This is a genomic window from Marinomonas ostreistagni, from assembly GCF_016461785.1.
GTDB classification, from domain to species: domain Bacteria; phylum Pseudomonadota; class Gammaproteobacteria; order Pseudomonadales; family Marinomonadaceae; genus Marinomonas; species Marinomonas ostreistagni_A.
Genome location: NZ_JAEMUH010000020.1, coordinates 11,473 through 32,777 on the forward strand (window position 1 = coordinate 11,473; position 21,305 = coordinate 32,777).

The window sequence follows — 21,305 nt, forward strand, 5'->3', positions numbered from 1 at the left end:
ACACAACCTAATTCACACTGTGATCAGTATTTTTACGGTTTTGGGTTGACCCCGTGTAGGAGCTTACCTAGCATGGACGGCTCTTGCTGCTCAGCTTGACTATATTTTAGCTTCGGAAGTTCCATGCAACCTACTAATTTTCATGACGTGGTGGCCGGCGAGTTCGGTCAGGTAAATGATTACATCCTTTCGCAACTTAAGAGCGAAATCCCTCTAATCGAACAGATTGGTTACTACATCATCAGCAACGGTGGCAAACGTTTGCGCCCTTTGATGGTTCTGTTGGCGGCTCGCGCCGCTCAGCCAACTAGCGGCCTGACCGAATCGACACTTAGCAACGCGGTAAAAATGGCCTCTATCATCGAATTTATTCATACCGCTACACTGCTTCACGATGATGTGGTGGATGAATCCGATATGCGTCGCGGTAAAAAAACAGCCAATGAAGAATGGGGCAATGCGCCAAGCGTGCTAGTGGGTGACTTCTTATACACTCGCGCATTCCAAATCATGGTCGATGTTGGCAGTTTCAAATGTATGGAAATTCTGTCCGGTACCACCAACATTATTTCCGAAGGCGAAGTACAGCAGCTCATTAACTGTGGCGACCCAGACACAACCGAAGAAAGCTACATCAAAGTTATTCAATATAAAACCGCGAAGCTGTTTGAAGGTGCGGCGCTTTGTGGCGCAGTGGTTGCTGAAGCCAGTGTTGAACACCAAGAAGCCCTGCGCCAATACGGCATGTATGTCGGGACAGCCTTTCAGCTGATTGATGACGTGATGGATTATGTATCTACCGCCGAAGAGATGGGCAAAAGCGTAGGTGACGATTTAGCAGAAGGAAAACCAACCCTACCGCTTATCTACACCATGAAGCATGGATCTAAAGAAGCTGCCCAGCGTGTTCGCGCCGCTATCGAAAGTGGAGGGTTGGAAAACCTAGACGCGATTCTGGCGGACGTTCGCACATGTGGCGCCATCCAATACACGGAAGATAAAGCGGTCGAGCAATCTGAGCTGGCTATCCAAGCGATCGCCAACTTACCAGAGAGTGAGTATAAATCTGCACTTGTGAGTCTAGCGCAAGCCGCCGTCAATCGTCGTAATTAATAACAAAGCCCGAGCGCTGCAGCGCACGAATCTCATCGAAATTTTGATCGACCAGCGCACGCACTAAGCGTGCGCTTTGCGTTGGATATTGCATCATAAAACAATGCCCGCCTTGCACTTCTACAAAGCGAATGTCTGAACCTTCTTGCCGAATGCGACGGTAAGACTGCTGAAAAACGTCGATTGTTTGCGTTCCCCAAACAATATAAGTAGGTGTTTTTAGGTTTGAGATATCTTGCCATAACGTTTTTGGAGCACTGCCAAATACGGCGGCCTCTAACCAAGGCGGACAGCACAGTTTTCGCTCTCCTGTTTTCGCCTCATAGGTAGAAAAGTTCACATAGTCTTCTAAACAACGCTCTTCCCAGCCAGCAAACGTACCACGCCCCCTTAATTGCTCGCAGGCATCTTGCATAGAGGGCCAAGATGTTCGACGTCGCTCTGTTTGTCTAACCAACAGTGATTGCTGCCGCTTTTCATGATCATCGGCATACATTAATTGCTCGATCATTTCTTCAGGATACAGAGCGGGATCTAACAAAACCGTTTGCTCGAATAGTTGAGGATTACGGATACTCATCAGTAGCGTCATGCACCCACCAAAACTATGCCCAGCTCCAATCAATGAGCGCCATTGAGGTTGAACGAGTTGCTCCAAAACATGCTGAAAGCGTTTTGAAGAAGCCTCCCAGCCAACAAAACTCTCTCCGGCAGGAGATAATCCATGCCCCGCTGCATCCTGTAAAATTATTCCACTTTGCTCAGCTAGCGACTCAAGCAAAGCGCCGTAAGTACGTACCGCAAATCCATTGCCATGAAGGAAGTGAAGCACTTGCTGCGCGCTTTCTACTCCTCTGCTCTGCACGGATAATAGTTCGCCCCCAACGGAACACATTTGCTGCAAGTATGGCGACGGATTCACTGTATCTCCTAGTATATCTGCTTGAAACATCAGTATGAGAAGCCCCTAAAATCGACGAGCAATAGTAATCTCAGTCATTACAACATGTAAAATTTGCCAGTGCGCCACATAAATACACAAAAAAAAAGCACATTTAGCGACTCCAAATTGGTTTTTTTCCGCACAAACATTCATATTACTGGCCTGAACCGATATAATCCCATGGATTTTCATAATGCTAACTGGACCACGCACTCGATTACTTTAAGCAACGTAAAACTGGGTGGTGGAAATAGGACTATAATGACTACAGCTTCATCGTTTGAAAAAGACGAACTTTTAAAGTGCGGCTACGGCGAAATGTTTGGTGCAGGAAACGCTCAACTTCCTGTTGGCAACATGCTTATGCTTGACCGAATTACCCACATCTCAACAGAAGGGGGAGAATTCGGAAAAGGTGAGATTATTGCTGAATTGGATATCAACCCTGACCTTTGGTTCTTTGAGTGCCATTTCCCAGGTGACCCAGTCATGCCTGGCTGCTTAGGTCTTGATGCTATGTGGCAATTGGTTGGCTTTTTCCTTGGCTGGAAAGGCAATAAAGGTCGTGGTCGCGCGTTGGGATCAGGTGAAGTTAAGTTTACCGGTCAAATCCTACCAACGGCTAAAAAAGTAACGTTCCGAATTAACCTGAAGCGTGTAATCGAACGCAAGCTTGTGATGGGCATTGCGGACGGAAGTGTTTCTGTTGATGGACGTGAAATCTACACTGCAAAAGATCTTCGTGTAGGCTTGTTCACTTCGACTGAAAACTTCTAAACAGATTATAAAGAGTATAAGAGGCAACAATAGTTATGCGTCGTGTAGTTGTAACTGGCCTGGGCATTGTTAGCTGCCTTGGCAATGACAAACAGACAGTTCTTGAGTCCTTACGTGAAGGCCGTTCAGGCATCCGTTTCGCTGAAGACTACAAAGAACAAGGTTTCCGTAGCCACGTATGTGGTCGCATCGACCTAGACGATTCCGGTATCGACCGTAAAGTTCGTCGCTTCATGGGCGATGCAGCGACATATGCTTATGTATCCATGGAGCAAGCGATTGCAGATGCAGGTTTAAGCGAAGATCAGGTATCTAACATCCGTACCGGCCTGATCGCTGGTTCAGGCGGCGCTTCGGCGAAAAACCTTGTAGAGTCTGCTGACACACTACGCGCGAAAGGCGTAAAGCGTGTTGGCCCATACCGTGTTACTCAAACAATGGGTAGTACTGTATCTGCATGTCTTGCAACACCGTTCAAAATAAAAGGTGTTAACTACTCAATCACTTCTGCTTGTTCTACTAGCGCGCACTGTATTGGCAACGCAATGGAGCTTATTCAACTAGGCAAGCAAGACGTTGTGTTCGCAGGTGGCGGTGAGGAAGAGAGCTGGACTCAAACTTGTATGTTTGATGCGATGGGCGCCCTGTCTTCCAAATACAACGAAACACCTGAGAAAGCATCTCGTGCCTATGATGCAAACCGTGACGGTTTCGTTATCGCTGGCGGTGGCGGTATCCTAGTACTTGAAGAACTAGAACACGCTAAAGCACGCGGCGCAAAAATCTATGCAGAAGTTGTTGGCTATGGCGCAACATCTGACGGTTACGACATGGTAGCTCCTTCAGGTGAAGGCGCTGTTCGTTGTATGCAGATGGCGATGAGCACTATTGATGGCAAAATTGACTACATCAATACGCATGGTACTAGTACACCTGCTGGCGACATGAAAGAGCTTCAAGCTGTTCGTGAAACCTTTGGCGATGAAATTCCGAAAGTTAGCTCAACGAAATCTTTGTCTGGACACTCACTAGGAGCGGCCGGCGTACATGAAGCAATTTACAGCTTGCTTATGATGGAGAACAACTTCATCTGCGCTTCAGCAAACGTTGATGAGCTTGACCCAGAAGCAGGTAATATCCCTGTTGTCACTTCTCGTGAAGACAATGCCGATCTTAAACTGATCATGTCTAACAGCTTCGGTTTTGGTGGCACAAACGCAAGTTTGGTGTTCAAAAAATTCGAAGGCTAATTGCGCTTTTAATACGCAAAAAAACCGCACAGTGTGCGGTTTTTTTTCGTCTACAATATTTTCTTGCAGCGATATTATGGGTGTTTGCGCATGGTATCACGCATCCATATCTCCATTTCTTCGTGAATCTGATTGGTATCTTTACCTTCCACATCAATCAAAGGGCCAATCACTACTGTAATCGTTCCAGGGTAACGGCGCCATGTACGCCCAGGCCAAAGGTGTCCAGCGTTATGCACGACTGGTAAAATAGGGGTCTTCGCAGAGGCAGCTAACATTGCAGCACCTTTGTTAAAGTCACGCTCTTTACCGGGTACGGTGCGTGTCCCTTCAGGAAAAATCAGTACTGAACGTCCAGCCTGAATACGCTCCTTACCTTGTTTTAGGATTTGCTTTAACGCTCCTGCACGTTTAGAGCGGTCAATTGCAATAGGCTGAACCATTTTCAGTCCCCATCCAAAGAAAGGTATCGACAAAAGCTCTTGCTTAAGCACGGTCGAAATAGGAGTCTTGAGTACCTGCAATAAGTAGGTCTCCCACTCGCTCTGATGGTTTGCAGCCAGTACTACTGGCTGATCTTTTCTTGGTAAGTTTTCTCGCCCTATGACTTCAACTCGAACGCCAACTATCACACGAAACAAAAACAGTAAGACGTGATTGTGAATGTTCAAAACTGGCTGACGCCAGCTTGGGGGCAGCACCCAAGCGAGAACAGGAGCTAATAGCCCTGTAAACCCTGTCAAAATGCCGTAGCAGATTGCAAACAATAATGAGCCAATAAGTGCTCTCAACGAATTCCGAGGTTTCATGAAACGCACAACTCCATATCTAAAGCAGCTTAAAGGCTTCGCTCTTGTTGTTGGATTAGAGGGTTGGCATACATGCGCAACACAGCCTCACGCAGTTCTTGCGGGCAATTTGACATGTACTCATCGAACACCGAATCACCGCTTGCTTCCCCATTTAACAGTTTTAATGCCGCTTTGTTAGTCGCCTGTATTGCATAAGAGCCTATGATTTGACGGTCCACTTCAGCCACCATCTCATCAGGCGTCGCACAGTTATGATCAATCACATCACCAAACGTAACGATCACTTTCCCCTTACGGCCAACAATACCTTTGCGGATACTATCAATGTCTTCAAATTCGGCTTTCTGATAAGACCCTTTTGTTGACTTCTCATGTAGCTCACGCGCTTTGTCAAAAGCACAAGGATCGTATTCATATGAAATGGAAACAGGCACAATTTTTAGGTTTTGCATGGCTTCAGGAAATGCGATTTTTTGTTTTTTCTGACTCATGTAAAACATTTTGATAATCGCAGGGTCGGTTTGATCTAAGCCATCTTTCGCACGACCTTCTTTCTGAGCAATCCAAATATTACTGTGTTCATGAGTCAATGAATGGGTGATGTAATCCGACAGCTGACCAAAAGCAGCCATCATTTCACGTACACCATTCACTGATCGCTTCACTATAAAACTCTTATTAAGACGCATTAAATCTGAGACGAATGGACGACGCAGTAAGTTATCACCAATCGCAATGCGAACCGTATTTAAGCCATTTAGATATAAGCCATAGTTCACAAATGCAGGATCCATGGCGATATCACGGTGATTTGATAAGAATAAGTAGCCTTCCTTTTTAGACAGCTTTTCTATTCCACGATACTCCACATTACTCGTCGTCGTTTTGATCATACGTTCCATGTAATCGGCCACTAACATCTGAAAAGCGTGCACGCTATCTACTTTTCGCACTTCTTTTTGCAAAACGTGCTTAACGACCGTCGCTAAGAAGCCACGCGTCCATTTGGGCCATTTAGTAAATTTAAAGCCGACAATCGTGTCGATAAAGTCTGGCGTATTTACCAAATTTTGTAACACCCCGGCGACCTCATCGTCGTTGTAAGGGCGTATGTCATGAAACTGATCCATTGAATTATCCATTCAGATTTAAATTATCGTTATGATTATAAAGTACAAACCTCGAAACCAGCCTCTTCTAACATGGCTTTATTAGAAGTGGCGGTTACAACAGCCGTATTTTCATTCTCTTTTGTTAAATAGAGTTTTGCGACGCGTTTTAAGTCGTCAACTGTTACCGCTAACACTCCAGCACGGAAAGCCTCACGGTATTCTCGTGTACGATGATGCAACTGCTGGAAGAAATCACTTTGCGCTTCACCGGCAGGAGACCCAGGTTTATCCATCGAGCCAATCACGCCTAATACAGCTTCTTCCAGTGCATCATGGGAGTGCTCATTGGCCAGTAGCCAGTCAATCGATGCATCGAAATCCGCGAGTGTTTCTAATAAACGTGGATCACGGTAAGAATAGAAGCGGAATGCACCACAGCTGGCATCAAACGTTGCTCCACCACCGTAAGCGCCACCTTGCTCTCGAATGGCGCGGTGAAGGAAACCATTGCGCAAGAAGCCACCCAGCACGGTTAATACTGGTACGTCCGGATGCTCGCCAGATACCGCTTTAAACGCTTTGGCACAGAAACTTACTTGCGTTGCTGTTACCCAAGCTTGCTTGATCGTTTTATCTATCGCAGGCAATGAGAAATGCGACAATTGCTCATGGTTAGCAACACCAACCCACATAGGTGTAATGGCTTCTAACAGCGCATCTTTATGATGCGGCTCAGCCACCAATAGTACTTGCTTTGCCGCGCCAGCAAGTTTGCTGTGGATAGATTGTAAGGTTGTACACAGGTCTGTCATCGCCTGAGAATCCGCTTTAAGCGCATCATCCAAGGCAATTACATCACGAATACCACTCATACCGCCCCACGCTTCTTGCTGGGCAGATAAGCCAGACATACCACTGGATGCAGCACTCATCGCTAACGAGTGACCTTGGCCGGTGATCGAACGTTCACGACGGGCACGACGCTGAGCGATTAGCTCTTTGATACGACCTGTTTCATCAAAGCGAACGTCGTTAAAGGTTTGCGCCATCAGCTCTGTCATCGCCGCCGCATTAGGCACCAAGGCTTTTGAACTCAATACGAAGTAACCATTCACACGCTGTTTGTCGATCAATTCAGGACGAATCGATGATGACGCACCTAGGCCGCCACACACTTGAGCTTGGCGAGATTGAATCGCTAGATAATCTTGTTCACCTACACCCAGCTCAGTCACAAGATAACTGTATACAGGAAGAAGCTGTGTTTCCGCTTCGGTCAGTGCCGGCAATTCCGTTACAAGCTGTTGATAAACGAGACCATTTGTTCCTTGTGGATAGAAGGTAATCGGTAAACTCTCAGAGACTTTTTCGTTCTCATATTCAGGCAAACGCGCAGGCACATCTTCAAGGCCGACTTTCGGCAAGATGCTCATATCGTCTACTTGCTCTTGGCGTGCTTTCAACGCTTGGCTACGCTCGATGATATGCTGTTTCTGTTCTTCGCTTAGGCCTGCTTTGATTTTGCTCAAACGGTCTTTTTCCGCTTGGTTACGGCGTGTTTCCAGGGCTTCGTCTGGGCTCAGGGTCAATGTCACACGATGTGCATTTGACAGTAATAGGTCACGCACTAAGGTTGGGATGTAGTCTTCGTGCAGGACCTTTTCACGCATGCTTTCGATCACTGGATCAAGGTCAAGCTGAGCAATCACATCACCTTGGTGTACCGCGGTAGACAGAGCCGTCAAAATCAGCTGTAAGCCATATGGGTAGCTGTCGCCCCCGATTTCACGCTGACTCAACTCAAGTTGGTGAAGCATCGCTTCCACCATATCTTGATCTACACCATTTTCCGCGATATCTTCCAGCGTTTGTAGAATCAAAGCTTCTACTTGTGGCGCATTCTCACGCTTCACGCCTTCAAGACCACACATGAAGCTCATTTCTTTATTACTGTCTTCAAGACCACACATTGGCGATGGCGACGCACCTAACTCAGAGTTTTCCAGTACACGACGCAGTGGTGAAGCCGAGTTATCTAGTAGAACACTCGAAAGCAGTTGAGCCTCAAATTGCTGAGCAAGATCGATGCTTTCACCTAGCAACCAGCCAACTACAACGTGACTGCCATCTTCTTTCGCTTCATCAATCGCATACCCTTCTTCTACGCGAACCGGTGAGAAGTAACGCTTGGCGTTTGGTACACTGACTTGATCGTCTAAACGCTCAAAGCGGCTTAATACCTTACTTTCGAACTCGGCTTGCAGCTCTTCTGCTGGGATATCACCGAACGTCATAAAGACCGCATTCGATGGGTGGTAATGCTTACGGTAGAACGCCATCAGATCATCGTAAGATAGATCAGGAATATCCGTTGGTTCACCACCTGAGTTAAAGTGGTACGTGTTGCTTGGGCATAGATACTTTGTAAGAGCCTGCCACAGCACAGAGGTTGGCGAACTCATAGCTCCTTTCATTTCGTTGAACACAACACCTTTGAACGTCAGCTCAGACTCAGCATTGGTTGGTTCTGCAAACTCTAAGCGATGGCCTTCTTGAGAAAAATCCAAAGGATCTAGGCGTGAGAAAAACACGGCATCTAGATAAACATCTAAAAGGTTACGAAAGTCTTTTTTGTTCTTGCTGGCAAATGGATATGCTGTCCAATCCGATGACGTGAAAGCGTTCATAAAAGTGTTCAGTGAACGACGAATCATCATAAAAAATGGATCACGTACAGGGAAACGCTCAGAACCACAAAGTACGGTGTGCTCGAGAATATGCGCCACGCCGGTTGAATCCGTCGGCACGGTTTTTAGACCGACTAAAAAAACGTTTTCATCGTTGTCAGAGGCAATATGAAAATGCTTCGCGCCCGTTACCTTGTGTTCGTATTCCTGTACTGTGACGTCCAGCGCTTCGATAAATTCACTGCGAATCGCGGTAAATGCTGGGTGGTGTGCATTTTTCGTGGTCATAAATTACCCCTGTTAAAATCTTTTCTATTACTAGAATAATTGGGCGATTTGGCCCTAATCTCAAGCAATAAAGCGTGTAAATTATATCAAGATTGTGATTTTATCGGCACTGATATAGAGCGCCTATGCCTAACGCTTTTGGTGACGCTCCCAGTTTTCTAAACGAGCCTTCTCACTCTTTTTGAACAGCACATAAACCGCGCCCAAACCACCATGATGACGCTGCGCGGAATGAAAGGCCATGACGTCGTCTAAGTCGCGCAGCCACTTGTTGATAAAACTCTTAATGGTTGCCTGATCCTGTGGATCTGGGGTTCGATCCCCTTTGCCATGGACAATAACACCAACTCTTATGTCATGGCGCATGCAATCTTCCACAAACTGAAACACATCGCGACGGGCTTGCTCGACGGTTCTTCTGTGCAAATCCAACCTGGAATCAATTGGGTATTTACCTTGACGTAAGCGCTTAAACACACCATCTTGAACACCATCTTTTTTGTATTCAAGCATGTCATTTGGATCCACTCGCTCAACGTAGTCTTTCGTCAAATGATTGCGGTCTTCCACTTTGGCAATCAACGCGGCTTTTTGACGTTCCGTAAAATCCACACTACCTTGCTTTTTCCCAAGATAGACTTCCGTCTTTTTTAATGGCCGGATTCCTTGAACCTCTTCCGCGAACAAAGAGAAATCATCATCCTCTTGCATACGTCACCTCAACACTCATTGCCTCTACCTTTTTTAAGACAACTCAATACAGCAAAGGCTCCCTTAGGAGCTCTGTCAGCAACGGGTAAAGCCCCTTATTGACGCAAAATAGTGAATGCCTACAGCAACCAACAAGGCGATTTAAAAGACTGCACATTATATCAGCATAGTTATTCAACGACTAATGCCACTACTTTGCCATTTTTTCGGTACTTTTCTTAAGCGAACCAGAAAACTGAAAGATTAAAAACCCCATCAAAGAAAGCAGTATGGCAATTTCATAGCGGCTGTAGGCCACCGCCACACCAATCGCTCCCGTGTTCCAGATCCCTGCGGCAGTCGCTGTACCAGAAACGGAGTCGCCACTTTTAAAAATGGCACCGCCACCAATAAATCCCATCCCGGTAATGACGGCATACATAACGCGAGCCTCTGCGTCGGAACCTTCATAGACACTCATCCCTACCAACATAAACGAGCAAGACGCGATGGTAACCAAAGGAAACGTTCTCAACCCAGCACCACGATCATGATGTTCACGATTAAATGCGATAGGCAAAGACAGTAAAAAAGCTAAGCCCAATTGGGTTAGGTGATGCAAAATCAAAGCAAAGTCCAAATCCAGCATAAATTCCATCCTTCAAATAACATTCTATTTAAGCTAGAGACTTTTTCATGCGAAGGATAGGTCTGCCATCGGATTCCACTCTATATACGAAAAAGGGCCACATTCTCCGTGGCCCTTTTTATCCATTCACTAACTTTTGTCTTTAACTATACATTTTTATTTTATGTATGTTTTAGAATGGAATGTCGTCATCAAAGTCGTCAAAGTTTGGTGCTGGCTGTTGTGGCTTAGCAGGCTCTGGCGCTTTTGGTTGTGCAGGAGCTTGCTGTGGTTGATTACCCCAGCTGCCAAATGACTGCGGTTGCGCTGCGGGCGCTGCTTGCGGAGGCTGACCATAACCACTTTGAGCAGGTTGCTGACCGTAGCCACCCTGCTGAGGCTGTTGTGCTGGTTGCTGAGGTGCCGAGCCGTAACCACCTTGCTGTGGCGCTGACTGCTGAGGCTGACCACCGCCGTAGCCACCACCCATATTGTTGTCATAACCACCTTGTTGGCCATCTGCTCGGCCGTCCAGAAGTTGCATTTCATTAGCAACGATCTCAGTGGTATAACGTTTGATGCCGTCTTTTTCCCACTCGCGTGTACGCAAAGAACCTTCGACGTACACTTTTGAACCTTTCTTGATGAAGTCGCCTGCAATCTGTCCCAGGCGGTAATTACCACGATCCATAAAGGCAACACGGTGCCATTCTGTGCGTTCTTGCATTTGACCTGTTTGGCGATCACGCCAGCTCTCTGTCGTTGCTAAGTTAACGTTTGCAACGGCTGCACCTGATGGCATAAAACGCACTTCTGCATCGCTGCCAGCGTTGCCAATCAAGATTACTTTGTTTACTCCACGTGCCATGACGCTACTCCAATAATATTTTCAGTACTGATGATACTAGATTACTTTACATGCGGCACAATGCGCTGCAACGCAGCTTTATCAAGCTGCTTTTTGTCTACTTTCAAATAAGCGGTCTGCTCATCCATAAATATTTGCATGTCTTCCACTCCTTGGATTGCCATGATTTCTTCGGTTAATTGCTGCACATCGTCTTCGGTGTGTGCAACAACACTAAAAGCCATACTGGTTACTTGCTTTGGAGCAGGCTGCCACGCGCTGACCAAAGCCCAAAGTAACCAAATACCGCCAATAATACTAAACAGCATAGTCATCGAGGTGTGTTGAAGTAACCAACCTCCACCTGCACCGCCAACAAAGGCCCCCATAAACTGATGGGTTGAAAAGACTCCCATGGCGGTACCGCGATACCCTACTGGAGCCAATTTGCTAACAACAGAAGGCAATGTAGCTTCGAGCGTATTAAATGCGACAAAGAACAAACATACTGTAACGCCAAACAGCCACACATTGGATGCCCACTCCATCGCCACCGTCGCTAGACCAATTATGGTGATCACAATGGTTAACACATGCTTCATTAAGCCTTTCGCTTCCGCAGCAATGACCAACGGTAACATAAGCACAAAGGCTGCGCCCATGACCAGCAAATATAAAATACTGTGTTGCCCTAGGGACAGCCCGTAGCGATGAATCAATAGGCTTGGAATCGCAACGAACAGCGCTGTTAAACTGCCATGTAGTAGAAACACACTGATGTTTAAAAAGCGCAGGCGTCCATTACGCAATACATCCTTTAATGCTACCAAACTCGGGGTCGTATCACGCTTAAAAGTATGTTCCGTCACATTAGGGACAGCCCATACAATTAACCCCATACCCACAACAGAGAAAGCAAAAGATAGATAAAACAGCCCAGCTAAGCCAACCCATTGAAACAGGATCGGCCCCAGTATTAAGGACAACATAAACGATGCACCGATACTGATACCGACCATCGCCATGGCTTTAGTACGATTTTGTTCTTTGGTCACATCGCTCAACAGTGCCATTAATGTACTGGCTATTGCACCAGCCCCCTGAACCGCTCGACCGATAATCAAAGTGGTAATACTGTCAGCGTGAGCACAAATGATGCTACCCAATGCAAACAGTAGTAATCCAAATAATATGACCCGCTTACGTCCTAGCTTATCGGATAACATCCCCATTGGGATTTGCAGTGAAGCTTGTGTAAAACCATAAATACCAATCGCCGCACCAATCAATGCGGCATCCGCTCCATCTAAGCCATCCGCAGCGACACTGATCACAGGCATAATTAGAAACAGCCCGAGCATACGGAATAAATAAACCATTGCTAAGGCCAAAACTGAGCGGCGTTCGATAACATCCATAAGTGCGACTGCTTACGTAATTGAGAGACGATTATTGAAAGATCGCAGATTTTACTAAAAATACCGTTGAAGCTCTATTTTAACTACTGTAAAAATAGACAGTTATTCATGTTTGAATGACTTTTTCCTTGGTTGCATTACATTTTGGAGACTCATGGACACTATAACCCTTCGCGGCGCACGGACCCACAATCTAAAAAACATCGATTTGGATATTCCCCGCGACAAACTAGTGGTCATCACCGGCCTGTCAGGGTCCGGTAAATCATCACTGGCATTCGATACTTTGTATGCGGAAGGGCAACGTCGCTACGTTGAATCACTTTCAACTTATGCTCGTCAATTCTTGTCCATGATGGAAAAGCCAGACATCGATCACATTGAAGGCTTGTCTCCTGCCATTTCGATTGAGCAAAAGTCCACATCACATAACCCACGCTCAACAGTGGGTACCATAACTGAAGTGTACGATTATCTGCGCTTACTCTATGCTCGCGCTGGTCAACCTCGCTGTCCAGATCACGGGGAACCGCTGGAAGCGCAAACCATAAGCCAGATGGTCGACAAGGTTTTATCGCTGCCAGAAGAAAGCAAAATGATGATGCTCGCGCCGATCATCAAAGATCGTAAAGGTGAACACCTTCATACCATCAGCGAATTACTCTCTAAAGGTTTTGTCAGAGCACGTATCGATGGCATTGTTGTGGATTTGGACGATGCTCCAGCTCTGGAGAAGAACAAAAAGCACACCATAGAAGTCGTCATCGATCGCTTTAAAGTGCGCTCCGATTTACAGCTTCGTTTAGCAGAGTCTTTTGAAACCTGTTTATCTCTCTCAGATGGCATCGCAAAAGTCATCAACATGGATGATGAAAAGGATGAACTGGTTTTCTCAAGTAAGTTTGCCTGCCCAGTTTGTGGTTACGCGATTACGGAACTTGAACCTAGGCTGTTTTCATTCAACAACCCTAATGGCGCCTGTCAGACTTGTGACGGACTTGGCACACAGCAGGCATTTGATGCGGACCGAGTCATCCAAGATGAGAATTTAACGCTGGGTGAAGGTGCTATCCGAGGTTGGGGGCGCCGCAGCATTTTCTATTTCCAGCAACTTAATGCGCTGGCTAACTTCTATGGCTTTGATATTGATACGAAATTCAAAGACATCCCTAAAGCCTATCAAGACAAAATCTTAAATGGCTCAGGAAAAGATAAAATCGACTTTGTCTACATCAATGAACGTGGCGATAAGATGACACGCTCACATGTATTTGAAGGGGTATTACCTAACTTAAACCGACGTTACCACGAAACTGAATCTGACAGCGTCCGTGACGATCTATCACAATACATTAGCACCAAGCCATGCCCAAGTTGCCATGGCACACGCTTAAACAAAGCGGCTCGCAATGTGTTTATTGCTGACGAGACTCTGCCCGACATCGTCAAAAAGCCAATTGCTGAATGTCTTGAATACTTCGAACAGCTGCAACTAACTGGCGCTAAAGGCGAAATCGCAGCCAAGATTCTCAAAGAAATTCGCGATCGACTAAGCTTTCTTGTGAATGTTGGACTGGATTACCTTACTCTAGATCGTAAGGCTGACTCACTTTCAGGCGGGGAAGCACAGCGAATCCGCTTAGCCAGTCAAATCGGTGCTGGACTTGTTGGGGTGATGTACATCCTTGATGAGCCCTCCATTGGACTACACCAGCGCGATAACGAACGCTTAATAAGCACGTTAACTCGCTTAAGAGACTTGGGGAATACCGTCATCGTAGTCGAGCACGATGAAGACGCCATACGCGTAGCAGATCACCTAATTGATATTGGCCCGGGTGCGGGTGTACACGGCGGTCAAGTAATTGCCTCAGGTACACCGCAGCACATTATGGATTGTGAAGCCTCTATTACAGGCCAATACCTAACAGGTAAACGTAAGATCGAGGTGCCAGCGTTACGTCATCAAGCAACACAAGGCAAACAGCTGACTCTACATGGGGCTAAAGGGAACAATCTAAACGATGTTACGCTGAATATACCTGTTGGCGTCATGACTTGTGTAACAGGTGTATCGGGTTCTGGTAAGTCAACTTTGATAAATGGAACACTGTTCCCTTTAGCAGCAACGGCGTTAAATGGCGCGACCACATTAACCGCGGCACCACACGAGAAAATCGAGGGATTAGATCATTTTGATAAATGCGTCGATATTGACCAAAGCCCAATCGGTCGGACTCCTCGTTCAAACCCTGCGACCTACACTGGCATTTTTACACCAATGCGCGAGCTTTTCTCCGCCACTCAAGAAGCACGTTCCCGAGGCTATAAACCAGGACGATTTTCCTTCAATGTAAAGGGCGGGCGTTGTGAGGCTTGTCAGGGTGATGGTGTCATAAAAGTAGAAATGCACTTCTTACCTGATGTATACGTTCCATGTGATGTTTGTAAAGGACAGCGTTACAACCGTGAAACCTTAGAAATCACTTATAAAGGCAAAAACATTCACGAATGTTTAGAAATGACAATCGAAGAAGCTCGCGAGTTTTTTGACCCAGTGCCATCCATCGCGCGCAAACTGCAAACACTGATCGATGTTGGCCTTGGCTACATACGTTTAGGGCAAGCGGCAACAACCCTTTCTGGTGGTGAAGCACAGCGAGTGAAACTCGCCAAAGAACTTTCTAAACGCGATACTGGTAAGACGCTTTATATCTTAGATGAACCTACAACGGGACTTCACTTTGCAGACATTGAACTTCTTTTATCAGTTCTGCATCGCTTACGCGACCACGGCAATACGATTGTGGTAATTGAGCATAACTTAGACGTGATTAAAACGGCTGATTGGATTGTAGATTTAGGGCCAGAAGGCGGTAGTGGTGGAGGCTATATTATTGCCGAAGGAACACCTGAGGCCGTTGCGGAACACAAAACTTCACACACAGCTAGATTCTTAAAGCCAATGCTTTAAATGAGAAATTTGATGATAAAAAAGGAGCGTATAGCTCCTTTTTTATTCAAACCCTGTTGGGTATGAATAACATTCAGACATAAAAAAGCCGAGCTTTTGGCTCGGCTTTTTTTAAGCAAATGCTGTATTACTCAGCGTCTGCAGCTTCCGCAACTGGACGATCAACCAGTTCAACGTAAGCCATAGGTGCATTGTCACCTGCGCGGAAGCCGCATTTTAGAATGCGAACGTAACCACCAGGACGACCTTGGTAACGAGGACCAAGTTCAGAGAACAATTTACCTACTGCATCTTTGCTACGAGTACGAGCAAAGGCTAGGCGACGATTCGCAACGGAATCTTCTTTCGCCAATGTGATCAAAGGCTCAGCAACGCGACGAAGTTCTTTGGCTTTCGGCAACGTAGTTTTAATAACTTCGTGCTCGAATAAAGAAGCAGCCATGTTTTTGAACATCGCTTTACGATGTGAGCTAGTACGGTTTAAGTGACGTCCACTCTTACGATGACGCATTTTACATTCCTTACCAAACTACGGTGGTCAGGGAACAATGATCTAGCGAGCTAGAACTTTGCTGTCGTCTTTCAAACTAGCTGGTGGCCAGTTTTCTAGACGCATTCCCAAAGACAGACCGCGCTGTGCTAAAACATCTTTAATTTCAGTTAATGATTTCTTACCAAGGTTAGGCGTTTTAAGTAGCTCAACCTCTGTACGCTGAATCAAATCACCAATGTAGTAGATGTTTTCTGCTTTCAGACAGTTAGCACTGCGAACGGTTAGCTCAAGATCATCAACCGGGCGTAGCAAAATCGGATCAATCTCATCCTCTTCTTCTTCTACAACCGCTTCGCTTTCACTCTCAAGAGCGACAAATACTGCGATTTGCTGTTGTAGAATTGTCGCTGCTCGGCGAATTGCTTCTTCAGCATCAATCGTACCGTTAGACTCGATGTCGATGACAAGTTTGTCTAGGTCAGTACGCTGCTCTACACGAGCATTCTCAACACTGTAAGCAACACGACGAACAGGACTGAAAGAGGCATCCAGCTGCAAGCGACCAATAGGACGAGTCTCATCGTCACTAGCAACACGAGCGTCAGCAGGCTCATAACCACGACCACGTGCTACCTTGATCTGCATGTTAAGTTCAGCAGTGTCATCAAGGTGACAAATCACATGATCTGGGTTAGCGATCTCTGAGTCAGCAACAAGTTGGATATCTCCAGCCGTTACAACACCAGGACCTTTCTTACTTAGTGTTAGAGTTGCTTCATCTTGCCCGTGTAGAGCGATCGCAACTCCTTTTAGGTTAAGAAGAATTTCAATAACGTCTTCTTTTACCCCTTCAATCGCACTGTATTCATGCAATACACCGTCGATTTCTACCTCAACGATTGCACAACCAGGCATAGAAGACAAAAGAATACGGCGCAACGCGTTACCCAAAGTATGACCAAAACCACGCTCTAGTGGTTGTAGTGTCACTTTGGCACGTGATTGACCTAATTCTTGAACTTCGATGTTGCGTGGGGTTAACAATTCGCTCACTGAACGCTGCATAGATCCACCTATTTCTTAATCCTAACCATCTAGCTATTACTTAGAGTAAAGCTCGACGATTAGGTTCTCATTAATTTCAGCTGATAAATCGGCACGCTCAGGAGCAGCTTTGTAAGTTGCTTCCAATTTAGTTGAGTCAACTTCGATCCAATGGATCGGCGCACGATTTTTAGATAGCTCTAGTGCGTTTTGTACACGCAACTGCTTCTTAGCTTTTTCACGGATAGACACAACATCACCAGCTTTAACTTGGAAAGATGCAATGTTTACCGCTTCGCCGTTCACTAGAATAGCCTTGTGACCAACTAGCTGACGGGCTTCCGCACGTGTTGAGCCGAAGCCTGCACGGTATACTACGTTGTCTAGACGAGACTCAAGAAGTTGCAGAAGGTTTTCACCTGTTGCACCTTTGATACGCGCCGCGTCTTTGTAGTAGTTGCGGAATTGTTTTTCAAGAATGCCGTAAATACGACGAACTTTTTGCTTTTCACGAAGCTGTAGACCGTAATCAGAAAGACGACCACGACGTGCACCGTGCACACCTGGAACTGTTTCTGCTTTACATTTTGATTCTAAAGCGCGTGAGCCACTTTTAAGTTGTAAGTCTGTGCCTTCACGACGAGACAATTTACAAGTAGGACCTAAATAACGAGCCATGTGTCTGTCTCCTCTTAAACGCGACGTTTCTTAGGCGGACGGCAACCGTTGTGCGGGATTGGCGTCACGTCTGTGATGTTGTTGATGCGCAGACCCAATGCATTCAATGCACGAACTGCGGATTCACGACCTGGACCAGGGCCCTTGATCATTACGTCAACGTTCTTTAGGCCGAACTCTTGAGCAGCAGCTCCGGCACGTTCTGCAGCAACCTGTGCCGCAAATGGGGTACTTTTACGAGAACCGCGGAAACCAGAACCACCTGCAGTCGCCCAAGACAAAGCATTGCCTTGGCGATCAGTGATAGTCACGATCGTGTTGTTAAAAGACGCGTGTACATGAGCAACACCGTCGACGACCGTCTTTTTGACTTTTTTCTTGGTATTGCGCGTTGCTGGCTTAGCCATATTGCACTTTTCCTAAATCTAATGCTCAGCTCTAGCAGACTTAATGCACTAGAGCGAAACGCGTTGAATTACTTACGAATTGGCTTACGAGGGCCTTTTCGCGTACGAGCGTTCGTTTTGGTACGTTGACCACGAACAGGTAAGCTGCGGCGGTGACGGATGCCACGGTTACAGCCTAAGTCCATCAAACGTTTGATAGACATGCTGACTTCACGGCGGAGGTCACCCTCTACAGTAAACTTAGCAACTTCGCCACGTAGACGGTCTAGCACTTCATCACTTAGAGAACCGATTTTATCAGTTTCTGCGATACCTGCTGCTTGGCAGATTTCTTGTGAACGTGTGCGACCGATCCCGAAGATGTAAGTTAGAGAAATGACCGCATGTTTATTGTCAGGAATATTGACACCGGCTATACGGGCCATTCACTTTACTCCGTTGTTATGGATGAATTACTTCATCACTTTGCTTTCATGAGGGCGGACGATTATGCCAGCATAGCGGACAAAAATCAACCACCCTCCCATCATCGAATAATCTAGTTATTAACCTTGACGCTGTTTGTGACGAGGCTCAGAACAGATCACTCGAACTGAACCGTTACGACGAACGATTTTACAGTTACGACAGATTTTCTTTACAGATGCACGTACTTTCATGTTCAACTCCAACCTATGCTTAACGCATTAGGCCATTTGGACCATATCCAGTCAGATTAGACTTTTTCATTAATGATTCGTATTGATGACTCATTAAGTGACTTTGCACTTGAGACATGAAGTCCATTACAACGACCACTACGATCAACATCGAAGTACCGCCGAAGTAGAAAGGAACATTCCATGCTACGACAAAGAACTGAGGCATCAATGACACTAGCGTGATATACAATGCACCGAATAGCGTCAAACGAGTCATAACACCGTCGATATATCGAGCTGTATGGTCGCCTGGACGAATGCCCGGCAAAAACGCACCGGACTTTTTCAAGTTATCTGCCACATCTTTAGGGTTGAACACCAGCGCTGTATAAAAGAAGCAAAAGAAAACAATTGCTATCGCAAACAACAGCACATACAGCGGTTGCCCAGGAGCTAGAGCCAAAGATATATTTTGCAACCATTCCATACCCTCACCTTGACCGAACCATTGTCCAATCGAAGCTGGGAATAGAAGAATACTAGAAGCAAATATAGGCGGAATTACACCGGCCATATTTACTTTTAGTGGCAAATGACTCTTTTGTGCGGCAAACACCTTTTTGCCCTGCTGACGCTTAGCGTAATTTACAGTAATTCGACGTTGACCACGCTCGATAAATACAACGAACGCAATTGTCGCAACCGCTAATACACCAATCAGAAGCAGCGCAAGGATATTGATATCACCTTGGCGGGCTGATTCAAATGAACGACCTAGAGCAGAAGGAAGACCTGCTACAATACCAGCAAAGATAAGAATGGAGATGCCATTACCAATCCCTTTCTCTGTCACTTGTTCGCCTAGCCACATCAAGAAAACCGTACCAGCCACAAGAGTTACCACTGCAACAGCGTAAAACTCTAAACCAGAACTGAACGAGATACCTTGGCTTGCTAAACCAACTGCCATAGAGGCAGACTGAACAAGAGCGAGAAGAACCGTACCGTAACGAGTGTATTGGGTAATCTTACGACGCCCCGCCTCACCTTCTTTCTTAAGCTGCTCTAGCTGCGGACTCACCACTGTCAATAACTGCATAATGATCGAAGCAGAAATGTAGGGCAGGATACCTAGAGCAAAGATACTCATACGTTCCAATGCGCCGCCTGAGAATACGTTAAATAAACTCAGGATTGTGCCTTCGTTCTGGTCAAACAATGCAGACAAACGGTCCGGGTTAATACCTGGCACCGGGATGTGTGCACCGATTCGATATACAATAATTGCCAAGAAAACAAAACGGATACGAGCCCAAAGCTCGCCTAGTCCGCTTTGCATACCTGCTGGTAGTGAGCCACGCTTTGTCATCTATTCCTCAACTTTTCCGCCAGCCGCTTCAATCGCAGCACGAGCACCTTTAGTAACTTTAAGGCCACGTACAGTTACAGCTTTCTCGATAGATCCAGAAAGGATAACTTTAGCAGTCTTAATTTTGTCACCTAGGATGTCGGCAGCTTTAAGAGCAGCCAAATCTACAACTTCTGCATTCACTGCGGCTAGTTCGTTTAGACGAACTTCAGCTACATACTGAGCCTGACGTGAAGTGAAACCAAATTTTGGCAGACGACGCTGCAAAGGCATTTGACCGCCTTCAAAACCTGGCTTAACTGAGCCACCAGAGCGAGACTTAAGACCTTTATGACCACGTCCGCCTGTTTTGCCCAAACCGCTACCGATACCGCGGCCTACACGTTTAGGAGCATGCTTGCTACCTTCGCCAGGGCGAATAGTATTTAGGAACATGTTATTCTCCTACCACTTTAACCATGTAATAAACTTTATTGATCATGCCACGAACAGAAGGAGTATCTTCTAGTTCACGAACTTGACCGATCTTTTTAAGACCCAAGCCTTTAACTGTTTCACGGTGCTTTGGAAGACGACCGATTGGGCTACGAGTCAGTTGAACTGAGATGGTTTTATTAGCCATTTCACATTACCCCAAAATTTGATCGACAGACTTACCGCGTTTTGCAGCGATTTGCTCAGGTGCACGCATGTCAGCCAAACCTTTAATCGTTGCTTGAACAACGTTAACAGGGTTAGTTGAGCCGTAGCATTTTGCTAATACGTTGTGTACGCCTGCAATTTCAAGAACTGCACGCATCGCACCACCAGCGATTACACCAGTACCTTGAGAAGCTGGCTGCATGTACACTTTAGATGCACCGTGAACCGCTTTAACTGGGTACTGTAGAGTGTCGCCATCTAGCGCAACAGAAACCATGTTGCGGCGAGCTTGCTCCATCGCTTTTTGGATAGCTTGAGGTACTTCACGTGCTTTACCACGACCGTAACCTACTTTACCGTTACCATCACCAACTACTGTTAAAGCAGTGAAAGAGAAGATACGACCACCCTTAACTACTTTAGCAACGCGGTTTACTTGTACTAGCTTCTCTTGAAGATCACTAGTTTGTTGTTCGTTAACTGCCATTTGCT

Annotated in this window: 22 protein-coding genes; 4 read left to right on the forward strand and 18 right to left on the reverse strand. The window is 46.1% G+C overall.

Annotated features, from left to right (window positions below; genetic code table 11):
- Positions 1–123: 123 nt before the first annotated feature.
- The gene (gene ispB, locus JHD44_RS17155; protein WP_199463988.1) at positions 124–1,113 is read left to right on the forward strand and encodes an octaprenyl diphosphate synthase; all 990 of its coding nucleotides are present in this window, start codon (positions 124–126) and stop codon (positions 1,111–1,113) included.
- On the opposite strand, the gene JHD44_RS17160 is transcribed toward ispB, so the two are convergent.
- On the reverse strand, positions 1,097–2,035 hold the full coding sequence (locus JHD44_RS17160; RefSeq protein WP_199463989.1) for an alpha/beta fold hydrolase: 939 nt from the start codon (positions 2,033–2,035) through the stop codon (positions 1,097–1,099). The two genes, ispB and JHD44_RS17160, sit on opposite strands and share 17 nt — an antisense overlap.
- A gap of 282 nt (positions 2,036–2,317) precedes the next feature.
- Between JHD44_RS17160 and fabA the strand changes: the two genes are divergently transcribed.
- On the forward strand, positions 2,318–2,833 hold the full coding sequence (fabA, locus tag JHD44_RS17165) for a 3-hydroxyacyl-[acyl-carrier-protein] dehydratase FabA (RefSeq protein WP_199463990.1): 516 nt from the start codon (positions 2,318–2,320) through the stop codon (positions 2,831–2,833).
- 35 nt (positions 2,834–2,868) lie between these two features.
- Positions 2,869–4,083, forward strand: a complete 1,215-nt coding sequence (fabB, locus tag JHD44_RS17170; protein WP_199463991.1) for a beta-ketoacyl-ACP synthase I — start codon at positions 2,869–2,871, stop codon at positions 4,081–4,083.
- A gap of 74 nt (positions 4,084–4,157) precedes the next feature.
- Here the strand turns inward: fabB and JHD44_RS17175 are convergent, their stop codons facing one another.
- From JHD44_RS17175 to JHD44_RS17205, 7 genes are all read right to left on the reverse strand, one after another.
- The gene (locus JHD44_RS17175) at positions 4,158–4,892 is read right to left on the reverse strand and encodes a lysophospholipid acyltransferase family protein (protein ID WP_199463992.1); all 735 of its coding nucleotides are present in this window, start codon (positions 4,890–4,892) and stop codon (positions 4,158–4,160) included.
- A gap of 29 nt (positions 4,893–4,921) precedes the next feature.
- Positions 4,922–6,025, reverse strand: a complete 1,104-nt coding sequence (locus JHD44_RS17180; RefSeq protein ID WP_199463993.1) for a 1-acyl-sn-glycerol-3-phosphate acyltransferase — start codon at positions 6,023–6,025, stop codon at positions 4,922–4,924.
- A 35-nt stretch (positions 6,026–6,060) separates the two neighbouring features.
- Positions 6,061–8,982 carry an insulinase family protein gene (locus JHD44_RS17185; protein WP_199463994.1) on the reverse strand — a complete coding sequence of 974 codons (2,922 nt, stop codon included), beginning with the start codon at positions 8,980–8,982 and terminating at the stop codon, positions 6,061–6,063.
- Positions 8,983–9,111: 129 nt separating this feature from the next.
- Positions 9,112–9,693 (reverse strand): DNA endonuclease SmrA, encoded by a 582-nt coding sequence (gene smrA, locus JHD44_RS17190; protein WP_199463995.1) that lies wholly within the window; start codon positions 9,691–9,693, stop codon positions 9,112–9,114.
- Positions 9,694–9,883: 190 nt separating this feature from the next.
- Complete coding sequence (locus JHD44_RS17195) at positions 9,884–10,321, reverse strand: MgtC/SapB family protein (protein WP_199463996.1); 438 nt, start codon at positions 10,319–10,321, stop codon at positions 9,884–9,886.
- Between the two features lie 172 nt (positions 10,322–10,493).
- Entirely contained in the window at positions 10,494–11,168 is a 675-nt protein-coding gene (gene ssb, locus JHD44_RS17200) for a single-stranded DNA-binding protein (protein WP_199463997.1), read from the reverse strand.
- A 41-nt stretch (positions 11,169–11,209) separates the two neighbouring features.
- Positions 11,210–12,565: an MFS transporter gene (locus JHD44_RS17205; RefSeq protein WP_199463998.1), complete on the reverse strand. Its 1,356-nt coding sequence runs from the start codon at positions 12,563–12,565 to the stop codon at positions 11,210–11,212.
- 154 nt (positions 12,566–12,719) lie between these two features.
- Here JHD44_RS17205 and uvrA point away from each other — a divergent pair, with 154 nt between their 5' ends.
- Entirely contained in the window at positions 12,720–15,539 is a 2,820-nt protein-coding gene (gene uvrA / locus JHD44_RS17210; RefSeq protein WP_199463999.1) for an excinuclease ABC subunit UvrA, read from the forward strand.
- 127 nt (positions 15,540–15,666) lie between these two features.
- On the opposite strand, the gene rplQ is transcribed toward uvrA, so the two are convergent.
- From rplQ to rpsE, 10 genes are all read right to left on the reverse strand, one after another.
- Complete coding sequence (rplQ, locus tag JHD44_RS17215) at positions 15,667–16,050, reverse strand: 50S ribosomal protein L17 (protein WP_055462827.1); 384 nt, start codon at positions 16,048–16,050, stop codon at positions 15,667–15,669.
- Positions 16,051–16,092: 42 nt separating this feature from the next.
- Positions 16,093–17,097, reverse strand: a complete 1,005-nt coding sequence (locus JHD44_RS17220; protein ID WP_133565219.1) for a DNA-directed RNA polymerase subunit alpha — start codon at positions 17,095–17,097, stop codon at positions 16,093–16,095.
- A gap of 36 nt (positions 17,098–17,133) precedes the next feature.
- The gene (gene rpsD, locus JHD44_RS17225; protein WP_199464000.1) at positions 17,134–17,754 is read right to left on the reverse strand and encodes a 30S ribosomal protein S4; all 621 of its coding nucleotides are present in this window, start codon (positions 17,752–17,754) and stop codon (positions 17,134–17,136) included.
- Positions 17,755–17,768: 14 nt separating this feature from the next.
- Entirely contained in the window at positions 17,769–18,161 is a 393-nt protein-coding gene (gene rpsK, locus JHD44_RS17230) for a 30S ribosomal protein S11 (protein ID WP_133565216.1), read from the reverse strand.
- Positions 18,162–18,229: 68 nt separating this feature from the next.
- Positions 18,230–18,586, reverse strand: a complete 357-nt coding sequence (rpsM, locus tag JHD44_RS17235; protein WP_133565214.1) for a 30S ribosomal protein S13 — start codon at positions 18,584–18,586, stop codon at positions 18,230–18,232.
- 120 nt (positions 18,587–18,706) lie between these two features.
- On the reverse strand, positions 18,707–18,820 hold the full coding sequence (gene rpmJ / locus JHD44_RS17240; protein WP_055462823.1) for a 50S ribosomal protein L36: 114 nt from the start codon (positions 18,818–18,820) through the stop codon (positions 18,707–18,709).
- A 19-nt stretch (positions 18,821–18,839) separates the two neighbouring features.
- Entirely contained in the window at positions 18,840–20,171 is a 1,332-nt protein-coding gene (secY, locus tag JHD44_RS17245) for a preprotein translocase subunit SecY (RefSeq protein WP_199464001.1), read from the reverse strand.
- Positions 20,172–20,606 carry a 50S ribosomal protein L15 gene (gene rplO / locus JHD44_RS17250; protein ID WP_133565210.1) on the reverse strand — a complete coding sequence of 145 codons (435 nt, stop codon included), beginning with the start codon at positions 20,604–20,606 and terminating at the stop codon, positions 20,172–20,174. It lies immediately after the preceding gene.
- A gap of 1 nt (position 20,607) precedes the next feature.
- Positions 20,608–20,793, reverse strand: a complete 186-nt coding sequence (gene rpmD / locus JHD44_RS17255; protein ID WP_055462820.1) for a 50S ribosomal protein L30 — start codon at positions 20,791–20,793, stop codon at positions 20,608–20,610.
- A gap of 6 nt (positions 20,794–20,799) precedes the next feature.
- Positions 20,800–21,300 carry a 30S ribosomal protein S5 gene (rpsE, locus tag JHD44_RS17260; protein WP_133565208.1) on the reverse strand — a complete coding sequence of 167 codons (501 nt, stop codon included), beginning with the start codon at positions 21,298–21,300 and terminating at the stop codon, positions 20,800–20,802.
- Between the last annotated feature and the right edge of the window lie 5 nt (positions 21,301–21,305).